This window comes from Micromonospora sp. HM5-17 (assembly GCF_003762835.1).
In the GTDB taxonomy this organism is placed as follows: Bacteria; Actinomycetota; Actinomycetes; order Mycobacteriales; family Micromonosporaceae; genus Plantactinospora.
In genome coordinates, this window is sequence record NZ_RJWA01000008.1 from 115,007 (window position 1) to 135,091 (window position 20,085).

Here is a 20,085-nt window from a genome sequence, read left to right on the forward strand (position 1 = left end):
CCTACAGCCGGGTACAGACGACGCCGTTGAGGGTGAACACGCCCGGCGGCACGTTCGGGCCGCTGTACGCCGCGACGAAGCCGGTGCTGGTGCCGCCCCCGGCGGGGATCTGCCGGTTGTCGTCGGCGTTGGTGACCCGGACCGTGCGCCCGACCTGTTCCCAGGTGCCGCTCCATCCGCTGCTCACCTGCTGCCAGTCGGTCGGCCAGGTGTAGGTGAGGGTCCACCCGGTGATCGGCTCGTCCCCGTTGTTGACGATGTCGATGGTGCCGACGTAGCCGTTGCCCCAGTCCGTGACGGTGCTGAACCGGACGCCGCAGGTGCTCTCCCTCGGGCTGCCGGTGGTGAAGGTCAGCGGTGGTGAGGCCCAGGACACCCGGCCGGCGGTGTCGCGGGTCACGACGTTGACGGTGTACCGGCTGCCGGGAGTGAGGTTGTCGACGGTGAGCGAGGTGTCGCTCGTCTCGCCGAGTTGCTCGCTGGTCGCCCCGTGCTGTCGGTACACCTCGTACTTGGCGATCGGGTCACGGCCCCGGGTCGCCGCCGGCCAGGAGATGGTCGCGCGTCGGTCGGTGACCTCGCTGACGGTGGGTTGACCCGGCGCCCCGGGGTGGCCGGTGGCCGCGCCGGCCGGGTGGAGCACGAGCGTGGTCAGCGAGTACGGCGGCAGCGTCCGGCTGGTCGCGCTGCCCGCCTGCGTACGGGCGATCGAGGTGGCGCCGTTGCCGAGGGTGTAGACCGTCGGCGCCGCGGTCGACGGCGTGTACCCGGCGTAGTCGATGCTGACCGGGTACGCGTGCTCCGGGTCCTTGTTGACGAGCAGCACCGCCAGGTCCCCGTCGCGCCGCCGTACCGCGTGCGCGGTCACCAGCGGCTGGTCCGTGCCGGCCCGGATGAACTGGTCGCCGGGCCGGGCGAAGAGATTCATCATCGACAGTCCGTGGTACGGCGCGAACGGGGTGTTCAGCGGCGGTTCGCAGGCCGACCCGTCGGCGGTGCAGGTGCCGCTGGAGAGCATGCCGTAGTCGCCGTAGTCGGTGTGTCCGGCCACCTCCGACACCGTGCCGATGCCGTTGTGCACGTTCCACCACTGGACCGTGAAGACCCCCTGTGCCAGCAGCCCGCTGTAGGCGTCGGCCAGGAACAGCGCGCCCGGCTGGGTGGTCCGGCCCTGTTCGACGTTCAGCTCGGTGAGGCTGATGCCGATTCGGCCGGCGTGCGGGCCGGCGTACCGCCGGATCCGCTCGCGGAGCAGGTACACGGCGTCGTCGATGTGGCTGGTCCGGGCGAGCGACTCGGCGGCGGTGCCGCCCGGGTACCAGTGCACGTCGACGAAGTCGATCGCCCCGCCGGCGATCGAGAGCACCGTGGAGGTCCACGGCCCCGGGTCGTCGCCGGCGGTCAGCCCGTCCGGCCAGTTCGCCGGCATGGTGACCACGGCACCGACCTTGATCGTGGGATCGACAGCCTTCATCGCCTCGGCGTACGCGACGACCAGGTTCGCGTAGTAGGTCGCGCTCTTGTCCGGATGGTGGTCGGCCTCCCAGGCCGCCCCGTAGTGGCCGTTGCCGTAGTTCTCGTTGCCGATCGTCCAGTACCGGGCGCCGTAGCCCTTGGTCACGTTGGCGTACCGGACCCACTCCGCGGCCTCGGCGGGGGTGCCGGTACCGTAGTTCGCCACGATCATCGGCTCGGCGCCGATCCGCCGTACCGCGGCCATGAAGGTGTCGAAGTCGGTGTGCGGGGCGACGTAGCCGCCGGGCGCGGTGTGGTCTCGCCAGTGGTAGATGTCGGCGTACGACCCGCCCGGGTACCGCACCATCCGTACGCCGGCCGCCCGCAGCAGGTCCGACGTCTCGGCGGTGCCCAGGTTCTCGTCCCAGATCGCGTGGTTGACGCCGAGCGCGGTCTCGGGCACGGTGGCGAGTCCCGCCCGCGCGTTCACGGTCACGGTCACCGGGGTGGTCGCCGCCCCGGCACTCGGCTGCGGTACGCCGGTCAGCACCCCGGTGGCGAGCGCCAGGCTCGCGGCGAGGGCGGTCCCGCGGAGTCGGCCGGACCGGGACGGCGTCGATGAGCTGGCGTGGGCCCGATCCCCACGCGTGCTCGGCTCGGGCATGGTGAGTTCCTCCGATGATCACGATGAGCTCCGCCCCAGCCTGCGGCGGGTGGGTCGCGACGGAAGAATCCTTCGAGGCGGCGGGCGTACTCGTGGACGGTGCCTCGGCGCGCTCCCGCGCACCGGTCGTCGTCCTCCGGGGGCCAGCGCACACCCGGTTGCCCTTGGACGACGGTCAGCCCCACGCGTGGCCGGTCATCGGCGCCCAAGAATCTCACAGGGATCCCGGCGACCTCAAGGGTGCCCGGGGACGCGGCGTGCCGTGCCTCCCCGGGCACCCGCCGCGGCGGGTCGTCCGGTCGAGGTCCCGCCCCGACCGGCGACCCGGCCTCAGTCGACGACCGGCGGCGCCGTCCGGGCCGCCTCCCGCAGGGCCGCCGCCTCGCTGGCGTACGGGTTGTCGGTGTACGTCCGGGAGACGCCGCCCGGGATGGTGAAGTACTCGGTGACGAGCTTTGCCGGATCGGTGGCGATCTCGCCCCGGCCCGGCAGGTCGTTGCCGTCGTCCCAGCCCCACGGCGCGTTCGCCGAGTTGGTCGAGCAGCCGAAGGTCCCGACGCCGCAGTCGCCGGAGGTGTCGCCGGCGAAGGTGCCGAGGGCCGCGAACAGGGCGCTGTTGCTCCGCTGCGCCCAGAGGCCGCCGCTGGCGAAGATCTCGACGAGCTGGTAGCGGACGTCCCGGTCGTTGCCGCTGCTCGGCGTCTCCGCCACCGTCGAGGGGTAGTAGACGATGCCGTCGCCGTCGATGGCGTACTGCGGGTACGCCTTGAGCCCGTGGCCGCCCCGCTCCTGGGCGGTCGCCGGGTGGGCGAACCCGTCGTGCGGCGACCGGTGCAGCTGCAGTGTGCCGTCGACGTTCTCCCGCCCGCCGGACCAGGTGCTGCCACCGGGGACGTACGAGTAGAAGTCGCCGTGCGCCACGGTGACCGCGCCGCGCAGCACGCCGTACGGTGAGCCGTCCCGCTCGACGGCGAGCAACACGCCCTCGCCGTCGTTCTCGTGCTCCGTCTCGAAGAACGGGTGGTCGATCCAGTCGCGGGGGTGGAAGAACAGGTAGGTGAGGTACCAGTGGGTGCTGGTTTCCAGCACCGAGTAGTAGACGTACGCGGCGAACGAGACGTCGGCGCGGGCCGCGTTGTCCCAGTTGTTCCGTCCGTCGAGGTCGCCGTCGAAGTCGATTCGGGTGAGGTAGTCCGACCGGCCGCCAAGCGCGTGGTCGCCGGTGGCGTCGACGTCCTGGTAGTGGATCGGCGCCCAGCGTAGCGCCAGCTCCGCCCGGCTGACCGCCGCGCCCGCCGGGGCCGGGGTCGCCAGTCCCACCGCCGCCAGCACCGCCGTCAACACCGCCGCGAGGGGCCGCCCGACGGTTTTCCTGATGTCGTGCATCTCCGCTCCCGGGTCCGAGATGGATAGACAACGGGGAATCTATGTGATCGACCTCGTGTCGTGCGTGTCCGGGAGACGACGGAGAGGTGGCCGACGGTCGACGGGTCAGGTCGGTCCCGTGGGCGAAGACCGTGGCACTGCCCCCGGCGCCGGCACCGGCTCGGCGTCGACACCGACGGCTGCCTCTGGGGCGCGCGGTGGGATGGCTGGTCCGTCCACCGGCTCGCCCCGGACGGTGCCCGGCTGGCCCGGGTGGCGCCGCCGGTGCCCCGGCCGACCGCCGTCTGCTGGTCGACGGCACGCCCGTACGCGCCCGTCGAAAACGGAGACGTCTTCCGACCGACCCTCGTCGCCGGACCGTCCACGATCTGCGCGGCGAACTAGACTGCCGAGATGACCGCTACCTGGAGGCCAGACGACCCTGGCGTGCTCTGTCTACCGTCCGGCCGGCTCGTCCGGGGCCGCGGGCTGCGCCGCCCGCTCCCGCCTGGTCCCACCCCGACGTTCGGGCTCTACCTGCTCGGCCGAACCCCACCTCCGGTGCCGTGGGAGAGCCGCTGGCTGCGCTGGCCCGACTTCCGGCTGCCCGCCGACCGGACGGCCGCGGCGGAGGCCTTCGTCGAGGCGTGGCGGCGCGCGGCGGGGGAGCGGGTCGAGATCGCCTGCGGCGGGGGTCGGGGCCGCACCGGTACGGCGCTGGCGTGTCTCGCCGTCCTCGACGGCGTCCCGCCCGGCGAGGCGGTGGCCTACGTCCGGGAGCACTACGATCGGCGCGCCGTCGAGACGCCGTGGCAGCGCCGTTACGTGGCGCGGTTCGCCGTGCCGAGCCACCAGCCGGAGGGCGCCCGGCAGTGGGGCTGATCCCACAGGCACCCCTGGTCGTGGAGTTCACCGGCGACCGTGCCGCCGAGGGCCCGATGACGCTGGGCCAGCGCAACATCCTGCAGTGGCTGGAGACCACGCCGGACCACCGGTACGGCAGTCTGTCGTGGACCCTCGACGTACCGCCCGGGACCGACCTGGACGCGGTCGCGGCGGCGTGGCGCGTCCTGGTCACCCGGCACGAGGGGCTGCGCACCCGCTACCTCGGCGGCCCCGATCCGCGTCAGCGGGTACGCGATCGGGGCGAGCTGACGATCGAGGTCTACGCGGTGGGCGACGAGGAGCCCGGGGGTGAGCCGGATCCCCTCGAGGTCGCCGCGGACCTGACTCGCCGGCTGGCGGCCGGGCCACCCGTCACCGGCCTGGACCTGCCGCTGCCGCTGCGGGTGGCGGTGGCGACGGTCGCCGGTCGGGTGCTGACCGGGGTGGTCCGCTACTCCCACCTGGCCGTCGACCACCAGGCGATGGTGGTGCTGGGTGCGGAGTTCGCCCGGCTGGTGCGGCGCCCTGGCGCCCCGCTGCCCGGCCCCGCGCCGGTCCAGCCGCTCGACCAGGCGGCGGCGGAGGCGGACCCGCGCCTGATCCCCCGGCTCGACGCGGCGCTGCGGCACTGGGAACAGGGACTGGCCCGGATGCCTCCGTTCCCGTACCCGGCACCCGGCGGCGCCACCTCCGGCGACGCGGGCGCGGTCCAGCTCTGGTCCCCGGCGGCTGCGCTCGCCGTCCGGCACATCGCGGCACGGACCCGGGTCAGCGGCCCGAGCGTGGTGCTGGCCGCGATCTGCGCCGTACTCGCCCGCCGGACCGGATACCCGGAGTGCCGGTTCCCGATCCTCTCCGGCAACCGGTTCGATCCCCGGCTCGCCACCTACGTCGGCACGCTGGTGCAGGCCACACTCCTCACGGTCGAGGTGGCCGGCGCGGGCTTCGACGACCTCGTCCGGCGCTGCCACGCCGCGATGCTGAACGCCAGTCGGTACGGCCGGTACGACGCCTATCGCCGGGCCGACCTCGCGGCGCGGATCCGGCACGACCGGGGGGTGCTGCTGAGCCCGGAGCCGATCGTGAACAACCTGGCCGTGCCGGTCCGCCCGCCCCGACCCGGCACCGAGGGCGGGCTGACGGAGGTCGCCGCGGCGACCGGCCGGACCCGTCTGAGGTTCGAGGCGAGCGCCGGGGTGGTCACGCCGCTCGGGTTCGAGATCTGGGCGGTCGACCGGGTGCTCCGGCTGCGGGCGTTGAGCGGGGACCTCGCCCGGATCGGGCGGGCCGAGCTGGAGGGGCTGCTGGCGGCGGTCGAACGGTTGCTGGTGGTCGCCGCCGGTCAGGAGCTGACCGAGGCGGAGCTGGGGCCGGCGACCGGCCTGGAGCCGTTCCAGGGCGGGCCGGGGTGGTGCCGGGTCGACGGCTGGTGGGTCGAACTCGCCGAGGTGCGGCGACTCGTGGACGCCGCCCTGGCGGCCGGCCGGAGCCGGGTGGTCGTCGAGGACGGTCGCCTCGTCGCGTACCTGGCCGCCGGGGCGGGTGTCGAGACGCCCCAGCAGGCGCACGCCCGATGCCTGGCGGCGCTGCCCCGGCACCCTACCGCGATGACCCCGCACCGGTACGTGCTCTGCGCCGGGGCGCCGGACGATCCGACGGATCCGGCCGGCTGGCGCCGGCTGCCCGTGCTGGCGGCCGCCTCCGGCCGGGAAGGCGCCGCAACGGCGGGCTCCGAGCCGCCGCGCCGGTCGGTTCAGGTGTGATCCGGGCGCGAGCCGGACCGCACCGGGTCGGAGGCCGTCCGGCGACGTAGCTCCGCCAGGCCGATCAGGTCGTCGGGTTCGGCGTCGGGAACGTCCCGGTCGAAGTGGCGCAACGCCGGATGCCGCGCGGCGAGCAGCACGATCGCGGCGATGGCCAGGGCGAACACGACGAAGGTCAGGCCGATGCCGCGTTCCGAACCGGTGCCGACCAGCCGTCCCACCGTGCCGGCCAGCGGGCCGCCGGGCTCGAGCGCCCGCCCGAGGGTGTCGCTGACGTACGGTCCGAGGACGACGAAGCCGATCGGCAGGGTGCACCAGGCGAAGAGGGTGTGCACGGCGAAGACCCGGCCGAGGAAGCGGGGCGGCACCTTCACCTGCACGATGGTGGCGTAGATGGCGTTCATCAGGGTCAGCCCGAGGAACATGCCGAAGACCCCCACCGCCACCACCGGTGTCGACGGACGAGACCCGGCGACCAGGCAGGCCACCGCCAACCCCAGCGCGGCGGTGAGCATGCCACGCATCCGGTGCCGGACCGGGCCGCCCCAGAGCGCCATCGCCAGCCCGCCGACCGTGGCCCCGAGACCGGCGGCCACGGAGACCCCGGCCACCGTCGAGAGGGTGGCGAAGCCCAGCACCAACGGCTGCACCATGATGAGCAGCGGGCCGAGGAAGACGTTGGTGACCGCGAAGAACACCAGCAGGGCCCGGAAGCCGCGCCGGCCCATGGCGTACCGGAAGCCGGTGCGGATCTCCGTCGGGATCGACTCCCGCCGCCGGAACGGCATCGACCGGGGGAAGCGGACCAGCGCGACGACGGTGATCACCACCAGGTAGCTGACCACGTCGACCGCGAGGATGCCGGCCAGCCCGATGCTGGCCAGGAGCCCGGCCGCGGCGACCGGAACCAGGAACTGGGCGACCCCCACCGCGGCCTGCACGGCGCCGTTGGCGTGGCCGAGGTAGCGTTTCGGCACCAGCTGGGGGATCGCCGACGAGTACGCCAGTCGCTGGAAGGTCAGCGCGACCGAGAGGACGACCAGCAGCGCGTAGACGTGTCCGATGCGGACCCGGTCGGTGAGCAGCAGGGCCAGGAACACCGCCTGCGCCGCCAGCGCGGCCGCATCACCGGCCAGCATCACGGCCCGTCGGCTGCACCGGTCGACGACCGTGCCGGCGAACGGCAGCACCAGGATTCCCGGTACCAGGGCCACGGCCGAGAAGAGCGCCAGCTGGACCAGCGACCCGGTGCGGAGGTAGATCCAGACCGGTACCGCGAACTCGACCATCGCCGAGCCGATCATCGACGCCGTCTGGCCGGCGGCGACGGCGAGGAACCGGCGCATGCTCGGCGCGGGACCCTCCGGCCTCGCCGACCGTGCGTCGCCTGCCCGGGAGACGCCGTGCAGCCACCAGGTGCGGGTGTCGTCGGGCCCGGTCCGGGGCGCGGGCCGGGCCCGGCCGGACCGGATGGCGTCGTGGGTGGTGGTGACGATCGTGGCCAGCTCCTCGGCCCGGTGCTTGAGGAAGTAGTGTCCGGCCTCGTCGAGCACCACCAGCGCGGCGGTGTCGGTGAGGAAGTGCCACTCCCGGTAGCGCTCCTGGTAAAACAGCGTCATGTCGTCGCGCTCGCCGACCACGGAGATCATCGGCGCGGCGAGCCGGGCGGAGCCGTCGCGAAGCAGCCCGGTGAAGTAGTCCTCCGCCGCCTCACTGTCCTGCCGCATGCTCCGGATCAGGGTGCGGACCTGGGCGGGGTCGAGGTCGGAGAGGTCGACCCCGAGCGAGGTCAGCCAGTTGGCGTAGATCTGGTCGCTGCGGAACCGCTCCAGTCGGGCCCGCAGCGCAGCGAACCAGCCGCGCGGCCGGGCGAACGGGAAGACCGCCCCGGTATAGACAGCCGCCACCGGCCGGCCGACCCGTTCCAGCCCGCGGGCGATCGCCACCGCCATCGCGCCGCCGACGCCGCAGTGGCCGTACAGGGCCACCGGTCCCGAGATCCGCTCCTGGATCTCCGCGACGCACTCCTCGACCAGCGCGTCGAACGCGACGTGCTCCTCGTCCAGTCCCACGTCGTGACCGGGGATCGCCAGCGAGTAGAGGGCGTACCCGGCTGGCAGCGCGTCGGCGAGTGGCTGGTAGACGACGGCGCTGCCGCCGCCGTAGGGGACGCAGACCAGGGTCAGCCGGCGGCTCGCCGCCGGCACCGGTCGGGTCAGCTCGTGCAGCAACCGGCGCGGCCCGCGCGCGGTGGCCGGCGTCGCGGCCAGCTCGGCGAGCTGGCGGATCGTCGGGTTCCTGAACAGGTCCAGCACGCTGATCCGGGCCGCGCCCTCGGGCAGCGCGGTCCGTAGCCGGGCCACCACCTGGGTGGCGAGCAGTGAGTGGCCGCCGAGATCGAAGAAGTTGTCATCGATGCCGAGCTCCGCCACGCCGAGCACCGCGGACCAGACGTCGGCGATGGCCCGCTCCACCCCGGTCCGGGGCGGGGTAAGCTCCGTCCCGGTCGCCCGGGTGGCGGTGGGCGCCGGCAGCGCCTGCCGGTCCAGCTTGCCGTTCGGCGTGAGCGGAAGCCGCTCGAGTACGACGATGGCGCCGGGGACCATGTAGTCCGGGAGCACGGTCTTCAGCGCGGCCCGTAGCGCCACCGGATCCGGGGCGGCGTCCCCGGCGCCGGCCTCGCGGCTGTCGGCTGGCTCGGTCGCCGCCTTCGGGCTGGACCTCTCGGGTACGACGTACGCGACCAGCCGCCGGTCGCCGGGCCGGTCCTCGCGGACCACCACCACCGCGTCCCGTACCCCCGGCTGGTCCCGGAGCACCGACTCGATCTCGCCCGGTTCGATCCGGAGCCCTCGCAGCTTGACCTGGTGGTCCAGCCGGCCGAGATACTCCAGCGCGCCGTCCGGGCGGTGCCGAACCAGGTCGCCGGTGGCGTACATCCGCGCACCGGGCGGCCCGTACGGGTCGGGGCGGAACCTCTCCGCGGTCAACTCCGGGCGCCGCAGGTAGCCCCGGGCCACCCCGACCCCGGCGATGTGCAGCTCGCCGGGGAGCCCGGGCGGCACCGGCCGGCCGGTGCGGTCGAGCACGTAGAGGCGGATGTTCTGGATCGGTCGGCCGATCGGCACCCGGGCCAGACCGGCCAGCTCGTCGGCCCGGCACTGCCAGGCGCTGACGTCGATCGCCGCCTCGGTCGGGCCGTACAGGTTGTGGAGCTCGCAGTCGAGCCGCTCCAGCACCGTCCGAGCCAGCCGGACCGGCAGCTCCTCGCCGCTGCAGATGATCCGGCGCAGCGAGCGGCACCGCTCGACCCCCTCCTCGGCGACGAAGACCGCGAGCATCGACGGTACGAAGTGGACCGTCGTCACCCCGGCCTCCCGAATCAGGTCCCGCAGGTACGCCGCGTCCTTGTGCCCGCCCGGTCGGGCAAGCACCAGGCGTGCGCCGGCCAGCAGCGGCCAGAAGAACTCCCAGACCGAGACGTCGAACCCGGCCGGCGTCTTCTGCAACACCACGTCGTCGGCACCGAGCCGGTAGGTGCGCTGCATCCAGTCGAGCCGGTTGTGGATCGCCCGGTGGGTGTTCAGCACCCCCTTCGGCCGCCCCGTCGAGCCGGAGGTGTAGATGAGGTACGCGTCATCGTCGACCCCCGCCCCGTCCGGCAGGTTCTCCCGGGCCTCCGCCGTGCCGTCGTCCCACTCCGCCGGCCGGTCGACCCGGATCGTCGCGACCCCGGCGTCCGGTACGACCTCGGCCGTCGTCGCGTCGACCAGCACCACCCGGGGCTCGGCGTCGGCGAGCATGAAGGCCAGCCGGTCGGCCGGATACTCCGGGTCGAGCGGCAGGTAGGCACCCCCGGCCTTGAGCACCGCGAGGAGTCCGGTCACCAGCTCCGGTGACCGGGGTACGCACACCGCGGCCACGGTGCCCGGACCGACCCCGTGCCGACGGAGCCGCCGGGCCAGGACGTTGGCCCGGGCGTTGAGGTCCCGGTAGGTCAGCGTGCCGCCCTCGTAGCTCACCGCGATCGCGTCCGGGGTGCGGGCGACCTGCGCCTCGACCAGCTCCGCCAGGGTGGCCGGCGGGCCGATGTCGCGGGCGGTGTCGTTCCAGTCGACCAGCACCCGCCGGCGTTCGGCGTCGTCGAGCAGATCGAGGTCGGCGATCCGCCGGTCCGGGTCCGCGACCACCAGCCGCAGCAGCCGCTCCAGGTGCCGGGCCAGCCGCGCGACCGACTCGGCGGCGAAGAGGTCCGCGTTGTAGGTGAAGAAGCCGGTCACCTCGTCCGCCGGCTCGTAGAGGTACAGCTCGAGGTCGAACCGGGTCACCCGGTTCTCGACCGGAAACGGCAGCACGGTGAGCCCGGGCGGCGCCGTCGTCGCGTGGGTGTAGTTGAGCAGGGTGAAGGTGGCCTGGAAGATCGGGGAGCGGCTCACGTCCCGGGGTATCCGCAGGTCGTTGACGATCCGCTCGAACGGTGTCTCCTGGTGGGCGAAGGCGTCGAGCACGGTGTCCCGGACCCGGCCGAGCAGCTCGGCGAAGGTGGGGTTGCCCGCAAGGTCGGCCCGCAGCGGCAGCACGTTGGCGAAGAGTCCGGCCACCCGTTCCAGCTCCGGCAGGGTACGGCCGGCCACGGTGGAGCCGATCGCGAACTCCTCCTGCCCGCTGTAGCGGCACAGCAGCGCCTGGTACGCGGCGAGCAGCGTCATGTAGGCGGTGACGCCGTGCCGCCGGGACAGCTCGAGGAGGCTCCGGCACAGCTCGGCGTCGAACCGGACCGGGTGACTCGCCCCCCGGAAGGTCTGCTCCGGCGGTCGGGGCGCGTCGGTCGGCAGCTCCAGCGGGGGGACCCCGGCCAGCCGGGAACGCCAGAACGCGAGATCGCGCTCCATCCGGTCGTCCTGGTAGCGCGCGCGTTGCCAGGCCGCGAAGTCGCCGTACCGGGTCGGCGGCGGGCCGAGCGGCGTGCCGGCGTACGCCGCGAACAGGTCGGTCAGGAAGACGTTGATGGACCAGCCGTCGAAGACGATGTGGTGCACCACGACCAGCAGCACGTGGTCGTGCTCGGCCAGCCGTACCAGGGTGGCCCGGACCAGTGGCCCCGTGGCCAGCGGGAACGGTGCCGCGGCGAGGTCCGCCAGCAGCCCGGCGGCGACCCGCTCCCGCTCGGCGGGCGGCAGCCGCTCGTCCAGCGGGACGACGTCCAACGGCACCTCGGCCGCCGGCTCCACCACGACCGTTGGCCGGCCCGCCTCGGTCACCGGGAACCGCATCCGCAGCGCCTCGTGCCGGGCGACCACCGCATCCAGCGCGGCGCGCAGCGCCGGGACATCCACCGGGCCGAGCAGGCGGATCGGGAACGGCACCACGTACGCGGCGGTCTCCGGGGCGAACTGGTCCATGAACCAGAGCCGCTCCTGCGCGAACGACAGCGGCGGGGCGACCCCGTCCGGGCGGCGTGGCACCACCGGCAGGTTGCCGCGGCGGCCCCGCAGCCGCTGTTCCAGTAGTGCCGCGCGCGCCCCGGCCACGCCGGGCGCCGCCGGTGGTGACATTCCCGCCGGCATGGTCACGCCCTCTCCTGACTCAACAGTTTCCGCACCTCGGCATCGCTCAACCGGGAGATCTCCTCGATCAGCAGCCGTTCGACGACCGCGGCCACCCCCGCGACGGTGGGCGTGTCGAACAGGACCCGCAGTGGCAGCTCGACCTCGGCCTCGGCGCGTAGCCGCGCGGTGACCCGGGTGGCGAGCAGGGAGTGCCCGCCCAGGTCGAAGAAGTCGTCGAAGGCGCCCACCCTGTCCCGGCCCAGGACCTCGGCCCAGATCGCGGCGACCAGTTCCTCGGCCGCGCCGCGCGGCGCGACGTACTCCCGGGGTGGGGCGATGCCGTCCGGCGTCGGCAGCGCCCGCAGGTCCGGCTTGCCGCGCTCGGTCAGCGGCAGCCGGTCCAGCGGCACGATGGAGGTCGGCACCAGGTACGGGGGCAGCGTCCGACCGAGGTGCTGGCGCAGCGCGGTGCCGGTGAGGGCGGCGCCCGGCACCGGCACCACGTAGCCGACCAGCGTGGGCTCGGCGCCGTCGCCTCTGACCACCACCGCCGCCTGGGCCACCTCCGGGTGTGCGGCGAGGGCTGCCTCGACCTCACCCGGCTCGACCCGGTAGCCCCGGATCTTGACCTGCCGGTCCACCCGGCCGAGAAACTCCAGCTGGCCGTCCCGGCGCAGCCGGACGCGGTCCCCGGTCCGGTACATCCGGGCTCCGGGCGGCCCGTACGGGTCGGCGGAGAAGCGTGCCTCGGTCAGCTCCGGCCGGCCCAGGTAGCCCCGGGCCAGCCCGGTGCCGGCCAGGTGCAGCTCGCCCGGGACGCCCACCGGCGTCGGTCGGCCGGCCGGATCCAGCACGTAGGCCGCCGTGCCGGCGGCCGGACGGCCGATGGGTGGCCGGGCGACGGTGTCGGACTCGCCGAGCCGGGCCATGGTGGCGACGACGGTCGCCTCGGTCGGTCCGTAGGTGTTCAGCAGCTGCACCCGGTCGCCGAACCGCTCCCGCCAGGCGCGTACGGCCGTCGGCTCGGCCTGGTCCCCGCCGATGATCATCAGTCGCAGCCGCGGGGGCCAGTCCTCGGTGCGCAGGTCGTGCACCAGCCGGTGCCAGTACGCCGTGGGCAGGTCCAGTACGGTCAGCGACCGGCCCGCCGGGGTCGGCAACCATTCGGGCAGCAACTCGGCGGGCGCCTCGGGCAGCACCACCGTGCCACCCGCGGCGAGGATCGGGAACAGTTCCTCGGCGTGGGTGTCGAAGCTGAGGGCGGCGAACTGGAGCACCCGGTCGGTGGGGCCCAGGCCGTACGCCTCGACCATCCAGCGCACCCGGTCGGCCAGCCCACCGTGCGCGACGGCGACGCCCTTCGGCTCGCCGGTCGAGCCGGAGGTGTAGATGACGTACGCCAGATCATCCGGACCCGGTCCCGGCGCCGCGTCGTCCCGGCCGTCCGCTTCACCCCGGATGCCGCCGCCGGTCGGGGCGGGCGTGGGCGGACCGTCGACTCCGTCCGCCGGCGGGTGCTGGTCGACGCGCAGGATCGGGACCGAGAACCGGGCCAGTCGGTCCGCGCCGGCGCCGTCGGTGAGGACCAGTGCCGTCCCGCTGTCGCGCAGCATCAGATCGAGGCGGGCGTCCGGGTACCCGGGGTCGAGCGGGAGGTACGCCGCGCCGGCGCGGAGCGTGCCGAGCACCGCCACGACCATCTCGACCGACCGGGGCAGGCCGATCCCGACGACGGTCTCCGGGCCGACGCCCCGGCCGCGCAGCGCGGCGGCGAGTGCCCGGGTCTCGGCGTCCAGCCGGGCGTAGTCGTATATCCGGTCGCCGTGCTGCAGTGCGACCGCGGTCGGGGTCTGGCGGGCCCGGGCGAGGAACAGGTCCACCACCGTGCCGGGATCGCCGCCCGGGGCGCGGTCGCGCGCGTCGAGTATCGAGCCCCGTTCCCCGGGGCCGAGCAACGGCAGCCGGCTGATCGGAGCCTCCGGGTCGGCGATCGCGGCCCCGACGAGCCGGACGAACCGCTCGCCCAGGTCCGCGACGGTCTCCGGGTCGAACAGGTCCCGGTCGTAGGTGATCACCAGCCGTCGCGAGTCCTCGCCCGGCCAGAAGTCGACCATGAGGTCGTAACTCAGGTGCGGTGGGGTCCAGTCGACGTATCGGGCGCGCAGTTCGGGACCCCAGTCGAGGGCCGGCCGGTCCAGGGTCTCGGTGTGCAGGTTGAACCAGGTCTGGAAGAGCGGGTGCCGGGTCGGGTCCCGAGGCACCTTCAGCTCGGCCATCAGCCGCTCGAACGGCAGGTTGGCGTGGGCGTACGCGTCGAGCGCGGTCCGCCGGGTCCGGTCCAGCAGCTGCGCGAAGCTGGGGTCGCCGGTCAGGTCGCCCCGTAGCACGAGGGTGCCGGCGAAGTACCCGATGAGGCCCTCGTACTCCGGCCGGTCACGCCCGGCGACCGGGGTGCCGACACAGACCTCCTCCTGCCCGGCGTACCGGCACAGCAGGAGCTGGTAGGCGGCGAGCCAGACCATGAACGGCGTGCACCGGTGGGCCCGGGCCAGCCGCCGCACCCCGGCGGTCAGCTCCGCCGGGACCCGGGCGGTCCAGACCGCGCCCCGGCCCGGGCGCCGGGCCGTGCGGGGCCGGTCCGTCGGCAGGTCGAGCACCGGCGCGTCGGCGAGCTGGGCGCGCCAGTACGCGGAGGCAGCGGCGAGCTCCGACCCGTCCGCCCCGACCTGCCGCCGTACGTGGTCGCCGAACCGGGCGGGCAGCGGCGGCAGTGGCGAGGCGGCGCCGGCCCGGAACGCGGCGTAGAGCTGGGACAGCTCGGTGAAGAAGATCGACATCGACCACCCGTCGGAGACGAGGTGGTGGGTGGCGACGCAGAGCAGGTGCTCGTGGTCGCCGGTGCGGAGCAGCCCGACCCGCAGCAGCGGTGCCGTGCCGAGGTCGAACGGACGGTCGCCCCACTCGCCGATCAGGGCCCGGGCGTCCCGCTCCGGGTCGTCCCGGTCCCGCAGGTCCCACCGGTCGAGCGTGACCGGGACCGGCTCGCACACCTCCTGCACCGGCACCCCGTCGACCTCGCGGAACCGGGTGCGGAGCGGTTCGTGCCGCCGCACGAGTTCCGCCACCGCCCGGGTCAGCACCGCGGCGTCCAGGACGCCGACGAGCCGGTGCACGGCCACGACGTGGTACACCGGGTCGTCCGCGTCGTACCGCTGGAGGAACCAGAGCCGCTGCTGGCTGGGGGAGAGCGGGTACGCGCCGCCGCCCGGCCCGGACGCGTCGATCATCGCGCCACCCCACCACGCTCGGGGTCGACCGGTATGCCGAGCTCCACCAGGTGCTCGAGCAGCCCGTCGACGCTGTCCAGGAACTCCGGGTCCTGGTCGATCCGGAGCAGCACGCCGAACTCCTGCTCCACCGTGTCGATGACCCGGAGACTGTCGAGCGAGCTGACCCCGGCGAGGGTGAGGGAACCGGCCCGCTCCACCTCCTCGGCGCTCGGCTCGCCGCCGCAGGCGTACGCGACGAGTTCGGCGAGCCGGCGTCGCAGTTCCGCCCGGGTCATGACCGCCCTCCGGCACCGGCCCGGACCCGCTCGCGGCGTACCGCCGCCGCGACGCCCAGGCAGGTCGGCGTGTCGAAGACGTCGTCGACGGAGATGACGACCCCGAGCCGCTGCTCGATCCGGCCGATGATCCGGGTGATGGTCAGCGAGTGCCCGCCGAGGTCGAAGAGGTCCTCGTCCAGGCCGACGTCGTCGCGGCGGAGCACCTCGCACCAGATGTCACGGATCTCCGCCGTCACGCCGTCCGGGTCGTCGTCCAACGTGGCCGGCCCGGCGGGGTCGCCGGTCGCCGGCGCGGGTGGGGCGGCGCGACGCTCCGGCTCGTCCCGGGGCGGCGGGGGCAGCGCGGCCCGGTCCAGTTTGCCGTTCGGCGTCAGCGGCAGGCGGTCGAGCACGACCCAGGACCGCGGGACGGCCTCGGCCGGCAGCCATCCCGCGAGATGGTCCCGCAGCGCCGCCGGGTCGGGCGACTCGCCGTCCCGCGACACCACGTAGGCGACCAGCCGGGGATCGTCGTCTTCGTCACGCAACACGACCGCGGCCGCCGTGACGGCCGGATGGGCCAGCAGCCGGGCCTCGACTTCGCCGAGCTCGACGCGGTGACCACGGATCTTCACCTGGCTGTCCAGGCGACCGAGGAAGGCGATCCGGCCGTCGGGGAGCCATCGTGCGAGATCCCCCGTCCGATACATCCGGCCGCCGGGCACGAACGGGTCGGGCAGGAACCGCTCGCTGGTCAGCTCCGGCCGGTTGAGGTAGCCGGTGGCCACGCCGGCGCCGCCGAGGTACAGCTCGCCGGGAATGCCGACCGGCACCGGGTTGCCGTGGCCGTCGAGCAGGTAGGCGCGGGTGTTTCCGATCGGCCGACCGATCGTCACCTCCGCGCAGTCGGCCGGAACCTCGTCCAGGGTGGACCAGACCGTCGTCTCGGTGGGCCCGTACACGTTGACCAGACGTCGGACCCGGCCGCGTAGCTCCCGGGCGAGCGGTAGCGGCAGCGCCTCGCCGCCGACCAGGGCCACGACCCGCTCCGTCTCCGGCGCGGCGCGGTCCGCCGCCGTTGTCCGCTCCGCCGCCGCGGGCGACGGGTCGCCGAAGCCGGCGGCCAGCAGCACCCGCCAGCCGGAGGGGGTCGCCTGGAGGTGGGTCACGTGGTGCCGGCGGACGAGGGCCCGCACCCGCGCCCCGTCGGCGCCGGCGCCGTCCGGCGCGACCACCACCCGGCCGCCGGTCAGCAGCGGCAGGAACAGTTCAACCGCGGAGATGTCGAATCCGACCGAGGTGAGCGCGAGCCAGGTGTCGTCGGGCCCGTCCGTGACCGTCTCCCGCAGGGCGTGCAGCAGGTTGGTCAGGGCGCGGTGCGGCACGGCCACCCCCTTGGGGCGGCCGGTGGAGCCCGAGGTGAACATCACGTACGCGAGGTCGTCCGGTCGTGGGGCCGGCACCGTTGCCGGCCCGGCCGGCGGTGCGGTGCCCCCCGGGTCCCCGGTCAGGAGCGTGTCGTCGAGGAGCAGCACCGGCGGGGCACTCGCCCCGGTGTCCGGGGCGAGGGCGGCCGTGGTCACCAGCAGTCGGGGCGCGGCCTCGTCCAGGATCAGCGAGCGCCGCCGCGCGGGATACCGCGGGTCGATCGGCACGTACGCCGCGCCGGCGGTGCCGACCGCCAGCAGCGTGACGAGCAGTTCCACCGAGCGGGGCAGGCAGACCGCCACCCGGGCGCCGGCCGCGATTCCATCGTCCCGCAGCCGTTCCGCCAGCCGTCGGACCACTGCGGCCAGCTCGCGGTAGCTGAGCCGCCGCTCCGCCGGGTCGTCCGGCCCGGCGGGTGCGCCACCGGTCCGGGTCAGCCCGGGGCCGTGGACGGCGATGCGATCCGGGGTCAGCCGCGCCTGCCGGGCGAGGAGTTCGGGCAGTGTCTCGCTCGGGTACGCCCGCTCGGTCGCGTTGGGCGCGTGTAGCACCCGGTCGAGTTCGTCGGCGGGGAGCAGCGGCAGCGCGGCCAGCGGCCGGTCGGGATCGGCGAGCGCCGCGGTGAGCAGCGTCCGCAGGTGGCCGCCGATCCGGCGCGCGTCGTCCGGAGAGACCGCCGCCGTCTGGTGCTGGAGCTCCAGCGTCGGGGTGTAACCGTCGTCGACGACCTGGAGGTTCAGGGCGTTGCGGGCGTCGCCCGGGAACAGGGCCCAGTCGATGGCGACCTCGACCCCGGCGAAGACCGGAGCGGGATCGCGGCGGCGGTAGCTCACCGAGACCGGTGCCACGGCGGTCCGGGGGCGTAGCCCACCGACCGCCGGCCCGAGCGGTACCGCCCGGAACGGGTACCGCGCCCGCAGTTCGGCCCGGACCGCCCCGACCAGGTCCCGGAACGTCGCCGGAATCGTCGCCAGCCGGACCGGTAGTTCGTTGACGAACTGGCCGATGTGGTCGGCGGTCTCCGGAGTCCGGGTCGAGAGCGCCACCGCCACCGTCGGTGTCGGGTTGCCGTACCGCCACAGGAGGGCGTGCACGGTGGCCAGCAGCAGCTCGAACCGGGTGGCACCGAGCCGGCCCGCGGCGGTGTCGAGCGCGGCCCCGATCTCCGGCGGCACCGGGACGGGCACCGCCGCCCCCGGCTCCGCCCCGGGTCCGCTCCGACCCATCCCGGGCAGGAGCACCTCCTCCGGCTCCCGCCAGTGCTCGCGCCAGAACTCCCGGGCGGCGGGGAGCAACTCGGCGACCAGCGCCCGGTGCCGCGCGGCGGCGGTCGTGTGGTCCCGTACCGGGCCGGGTGCGACCTCCGCCAGGCCGGCGCGGGCCCGCGCGTACGCCGCGGCGAGGTCGCGGAGCAGGATGTCCTTGGACATGCCGTCGAAGACCAGGTGGTGCGCCACGACCAGCAGGACCGCCCCCGGCCCGGTGTCGTCCAGCACGAACCGGGCCAGCGGACCGGTGTCGAGCGCGAACGGTCGACGTAACTCGGCGTGGAGGCGGTCGCCGGAGAGGTCGGCGCGGAGAACCGGGGGCGGCGCCGCCGGGACCGGCCGGGGTGCGCCGTCCTCGACGGCGAAGCCGGTGGCCAGCACCGGGTGCCGCCGGGACACGGCATGGCAGGCCGCGACCAGGGCGTCCAGGTCGACCCCGGTGGAGAACCGCAGGCAGAGCCCCAGGTGGTGGGCGACCCCCGCGATGCCGGCCCGTTCGGTCAACCACATTCCCTGCTGCGCCGGGGATGCCTCGGCCACGCCTCACTCCTTCCACACCGCCGGCACCGGGGCACCGACGTCCCGCACCTCGTCGTCGTACTTCTCACCGGACTTCTCGCCGGCCGGGTCCGCGGCGCCGCGGTCCGGCGCGGGCCGCGCCCGGGTGAACCGGTCGAGCAGCTCGCGTTTGACCACCTTGCCGGCCGGGTTGCGGGGCAGCCGGTCCAGCACGAGCACCTCGGTCGGCAGCTCGTGCCGGGCCAACCGGTCGAGCAGGAACCGGCGCAGCTGGGGGAGATCCGGACCGTTGGTGCCGGCTCGGGGTACGAGGGCGGCGGCGACGGCCCGGCCGAGCACCGGGTGGGGTACGCCGAGCACCGCCGCCTCGGCGATGTCGGGATGCGCGTGCAGTGCCGCCTCGACCTGGATCGTGGAGACCTTGTCGGCACCGGACTTGATCACGTCCTGTTCCCGGTCGACCAGGTAGAGGTAGCCCTGCTCGTCCAGGTAGCCGAGGTCGCCCATCCGGACCCAACCGGCCCGGAAGGTCTGTCTGGTCGCCGCCGCGTCACGGTAGTAGCTGCGCGGGTACGGCGAGCGGAGCCAGACCTCGCCGGTGGCTCCGGCCGGGAGGCGGCGCCCGCTGGCGTCCCGGATGGCGATCGTGCCGTCGGCGGCGCGTCCCACCGACCCGGGACGCGCGGGGTCGACGATCATGCTGACCTGGGCCGGCGCCGCCTCGGTGGAGGTGTAGTAGTTGACGATCGTCGCCTCGGGCAGCCGGCGGGCGAGCTGCTCGGCGACCCACGGCGGCAGCGGTGCCGCGGTGGAGCCGAGGAGGTGGACGGCCGAGAGGTCGTACGCGTCCAGCGCGCCGGAGTTGAGCAGCTCGATCGCCATCGCCGGGACGACGAAGAGCGTCCCCACCCGGTACTGTTCGGCCAGCCGGGCGAAGCGACCCGGGGTGAACTGCGGCGGCGACAACGCGGTTGGGTGGGCGTCCAGCGCGTTCCACAGCATGGTCTGGGCGGCGTTGGTGCCGATCGGGAACGCGTGCAGGAAGTGTGCGGAGTGCCGCAGCCGCCGCCGGCGGGGGTCGGTGACCGCCCCGGCGGTGAGGTTGGCGTGGCTGGCGGCGACGCCCTTCGGACGGCCGGTCGTGCCGGAGGTGTAGAGGATCTGGGCGAGGTCGTCGGGGCGTACCCGCACCGTCGGAGGTGGTGCCCCGGCGGCGCGTAGCTCCGGCACGGTCGCCGACCAGACGCCCAGGTCGGGCACGGGAGTGCGACCGGCGTGCAGCACCGCGACCGCGCCGCAGTGCCGGACGATGTACCGGGTCTCCGCGGGGGCGAGGCGGTCGGAGCTGGGCACGGCCACCCCGCCGGCCCGCTGGACTCCGCAGTAGGCGACGGCAAAGTCGGCCCAGTCGCGGCTACCGAAGTGCAGCACCACCCGGTCGCCGGGTCGCAGGCCACCCTCGTGGAGCGCCCCGGCGACCGCGGCCGACCCGGCGTGCCACGCACGGAACGTGAGCCGGGCGACCAGCGGCGTCTCGATCGCCACCCGGTCGGGCTGCGCCGCTGCGCGCGCCGCCAGCAGCGCCGGCAGCGTACGCGTCGTGCTCGGCACCGGACCACCCCCCGTGTGTCCGCGCGGCCGT

At 74.5% G+C, this 20,085-nt stretch carries 10 protein-coding genes; 3 read left to right on the forward strand and 7 right to left on the reverse strand.

Features of this window, described 5'->3' with window-relative positions; translation table 11 throughout:
* Position 1: 1 nt before the first annotated feature.
* The gene (locus EF879_RS21560) at positions 2-2,119 is read right to left on the reverse strand and encodes a cellulose binding domain-containing protein (RefSeq protein WP_123561484.1); all 2,118 of its coding nucleotides are present in this window, start codon (positions 2,117-2,119) and stop codon (positions 2-4) included.
* A gap of 330 nt (positions 2,120-2,449) precedes the next feature.
* Positions 2,450-3,505: a hypothetical protein gene (locus tag EF879_RS21565; RefSeq protein WP_123561486.1), complete on the reverse strand. Its 1,056-nt coding sequence runs from the start codon at positions 3,503-3,505 to the stop codon at positions 2,450-2,452.
* Positions 3,506-3,565: 60 nt separating this feature from the next.
* Here EF879_RS21565 and EF879_RS28880 point away from each other — a divergent pair, with 60 nt between their 5' ends.
* Genes EF879_RS28880 through EF879_RS21580 form a run of 3 tightly spaced genes read left to right on the forward strand, consistent with a single transcriptional unit; the run spans position 3,566 to position 6,132 of the window.
* Positions 3,566-3,889, forward strand: a complete 324-nt coding sequence (locus EF879_RS28880) for an SMP-30/gluconolactonase/LRE family protein (RefSeq protein ID WP_123561488.1) — start codon at positions 3,566-3,568, stop codon at positions 3,887-3,889.
* A 9-nt stretch (positions 3,890-3,898) separates the two neighbouring features.
* Positions 3,899-4,366, forward strand: a complete 468-nt coding sequence (locus EF879_RS21575; RefSeq protein ID WP_123561490.1) for a protein phosphatase — start codon at positions 3,899-3,901, stop codon at positions 4,364-4,366.
* The gene (locus EF879_RS21580; RefSeq protein ID WP_123561492.1) at positions 4,357-6,132 is read left to right on the forward strand and encodes a condensation domain-containing protein; all 1,776 of its coding nucleotides are present in this window, start codon (positions 4,357-4,359) and stop codon (positions 6,130-6,132) included. Before EF879_RS21575 ends, EF879_RS21580 begins: the two co-directional genes overlap by 10 nt.
* Here EF879_RS21580 and EF879_RS21585 read toward each other — a convergent pair.
* Genes EF879_RS21585 through EF879_RS21605 form a run of 5 tightly spaced genes read right to left on the reverse strand, consistent with a single transcriptional unit; the run spans position 6,123 to position 20,054 of the window.
* Positions 6,123-11,699, reverse strand: a complete 5,577-nt coding sequence (locus EF879_RS21585; RefSeq protein ID WP_233604661.1) for a non-ribosomal peptide synthetase/MFS transporter — start codon at positions 11,697-11,699, stop codon at positions 6,123-6,125. The two genes, EF879_RS21580 and EF879_RS21585, sit on opposite strands and share 10 nt — an antisense overlap.
* 2 nt (positions 11,700-11,701) lie before the next feature.
* Positions 11,702-14,968 (reverse strand): non-ribosomal peptide synthetase, encoded by a 3,267-nt coding sequence (locus EF879_RS21590; RefSeq protein WP_123561494.1) that lies wholly within the window; start codon positions 14,966-14,968, stop codon positions 11,702-11,704.
* Positions 14,965-15,246, reverse strand: coding sequence for an acyl carrier protein (locus EF879_RS21595; RefSeq protein WP_123561496.1), 282 nt, complete (start codon positions 15,244-15,246; stop codon positions 14,965-14,967). Before EF879_RS21595 ends, EF879_RS21590 begins: the two co-directional genes overlap by 4 nt.
* Positions 15,243-18,464, reverse strand: a complete 3,222-nt coding sequence (locus tag EF879_RS21600; RefSeq protein ID WP_199736556.1) for an amino acid adenylation domain-containing protein — start codon at positions 18,462-18,464, stop codon at positions 15,243-15,245. The genes EF879_RS21595 and EF879_RS21600 overlap by 4 nt, the downstream gene beginning before the upstream one ends.
* Positions 18,465-18,467: 3 nt before the next feature.
* Positions 18,468-20,054, reverse strand: coding sequence for a class I adenylate-forming enzyme family protein (locus EF879_RS21605; protein WP_233604649.1), 1,587 nt, complete (start codon positions 20,052-20,054; stop codon positions 18,468-18,470).
* Positions 20,055-20,085 lie beyond the last annotated feature (31 nt).

What these genes read in the sequence shown, in the direction of transcription:
- EF879_RS21560 (WP_123561484.1), bottom strand. Translation starts at nt 2,119, where the DNA reads ATGCCCGAGCCGAGCACGCGTGGGGATCGGGCCCACGCCAGCTCATCG.
- EF879_RS21565 (WP_123561486.1), bottom strand. Translation starts at nt 3,505, where the DNA reads ATGCACGACATCAGGAAAACCGTCGGGCGGCCCCTCGCGGCGGTGTTG.
- EF879_RS21575 (WP_123561490.1), top strand. Translation starts at nt 3,899, where the DNA reads ATGACCGCTACCTGGAGGCCAGACGACCCTGGCGTGCTCTGTCTACCG.
- EF879_RS21585 (WP_233604661.1), bottom strand. Translation starts at nt 11,699, where the DNA reads ATGCCGGCGGGAATGTCACCACCGGCGGCGCCCGGCGTGGCCGGGGCG.
- EF879_RS21590 (WP_123561494.1), bottom strand. Translation starts at nt 14,968, where the DNA reads ATGATCGACGCGTCCGGGCCGGGCGGCGGCGCGTACCCGCTCTCCCCC.
- EF879_RS21595 (WP_123561496.1), bottom strand. Translation starts at nt 15,246, where the DNA reads ATGACCCGGGCGGAACTGCGACGCCGGCTCGCCGAACTCGTCGCGTAC.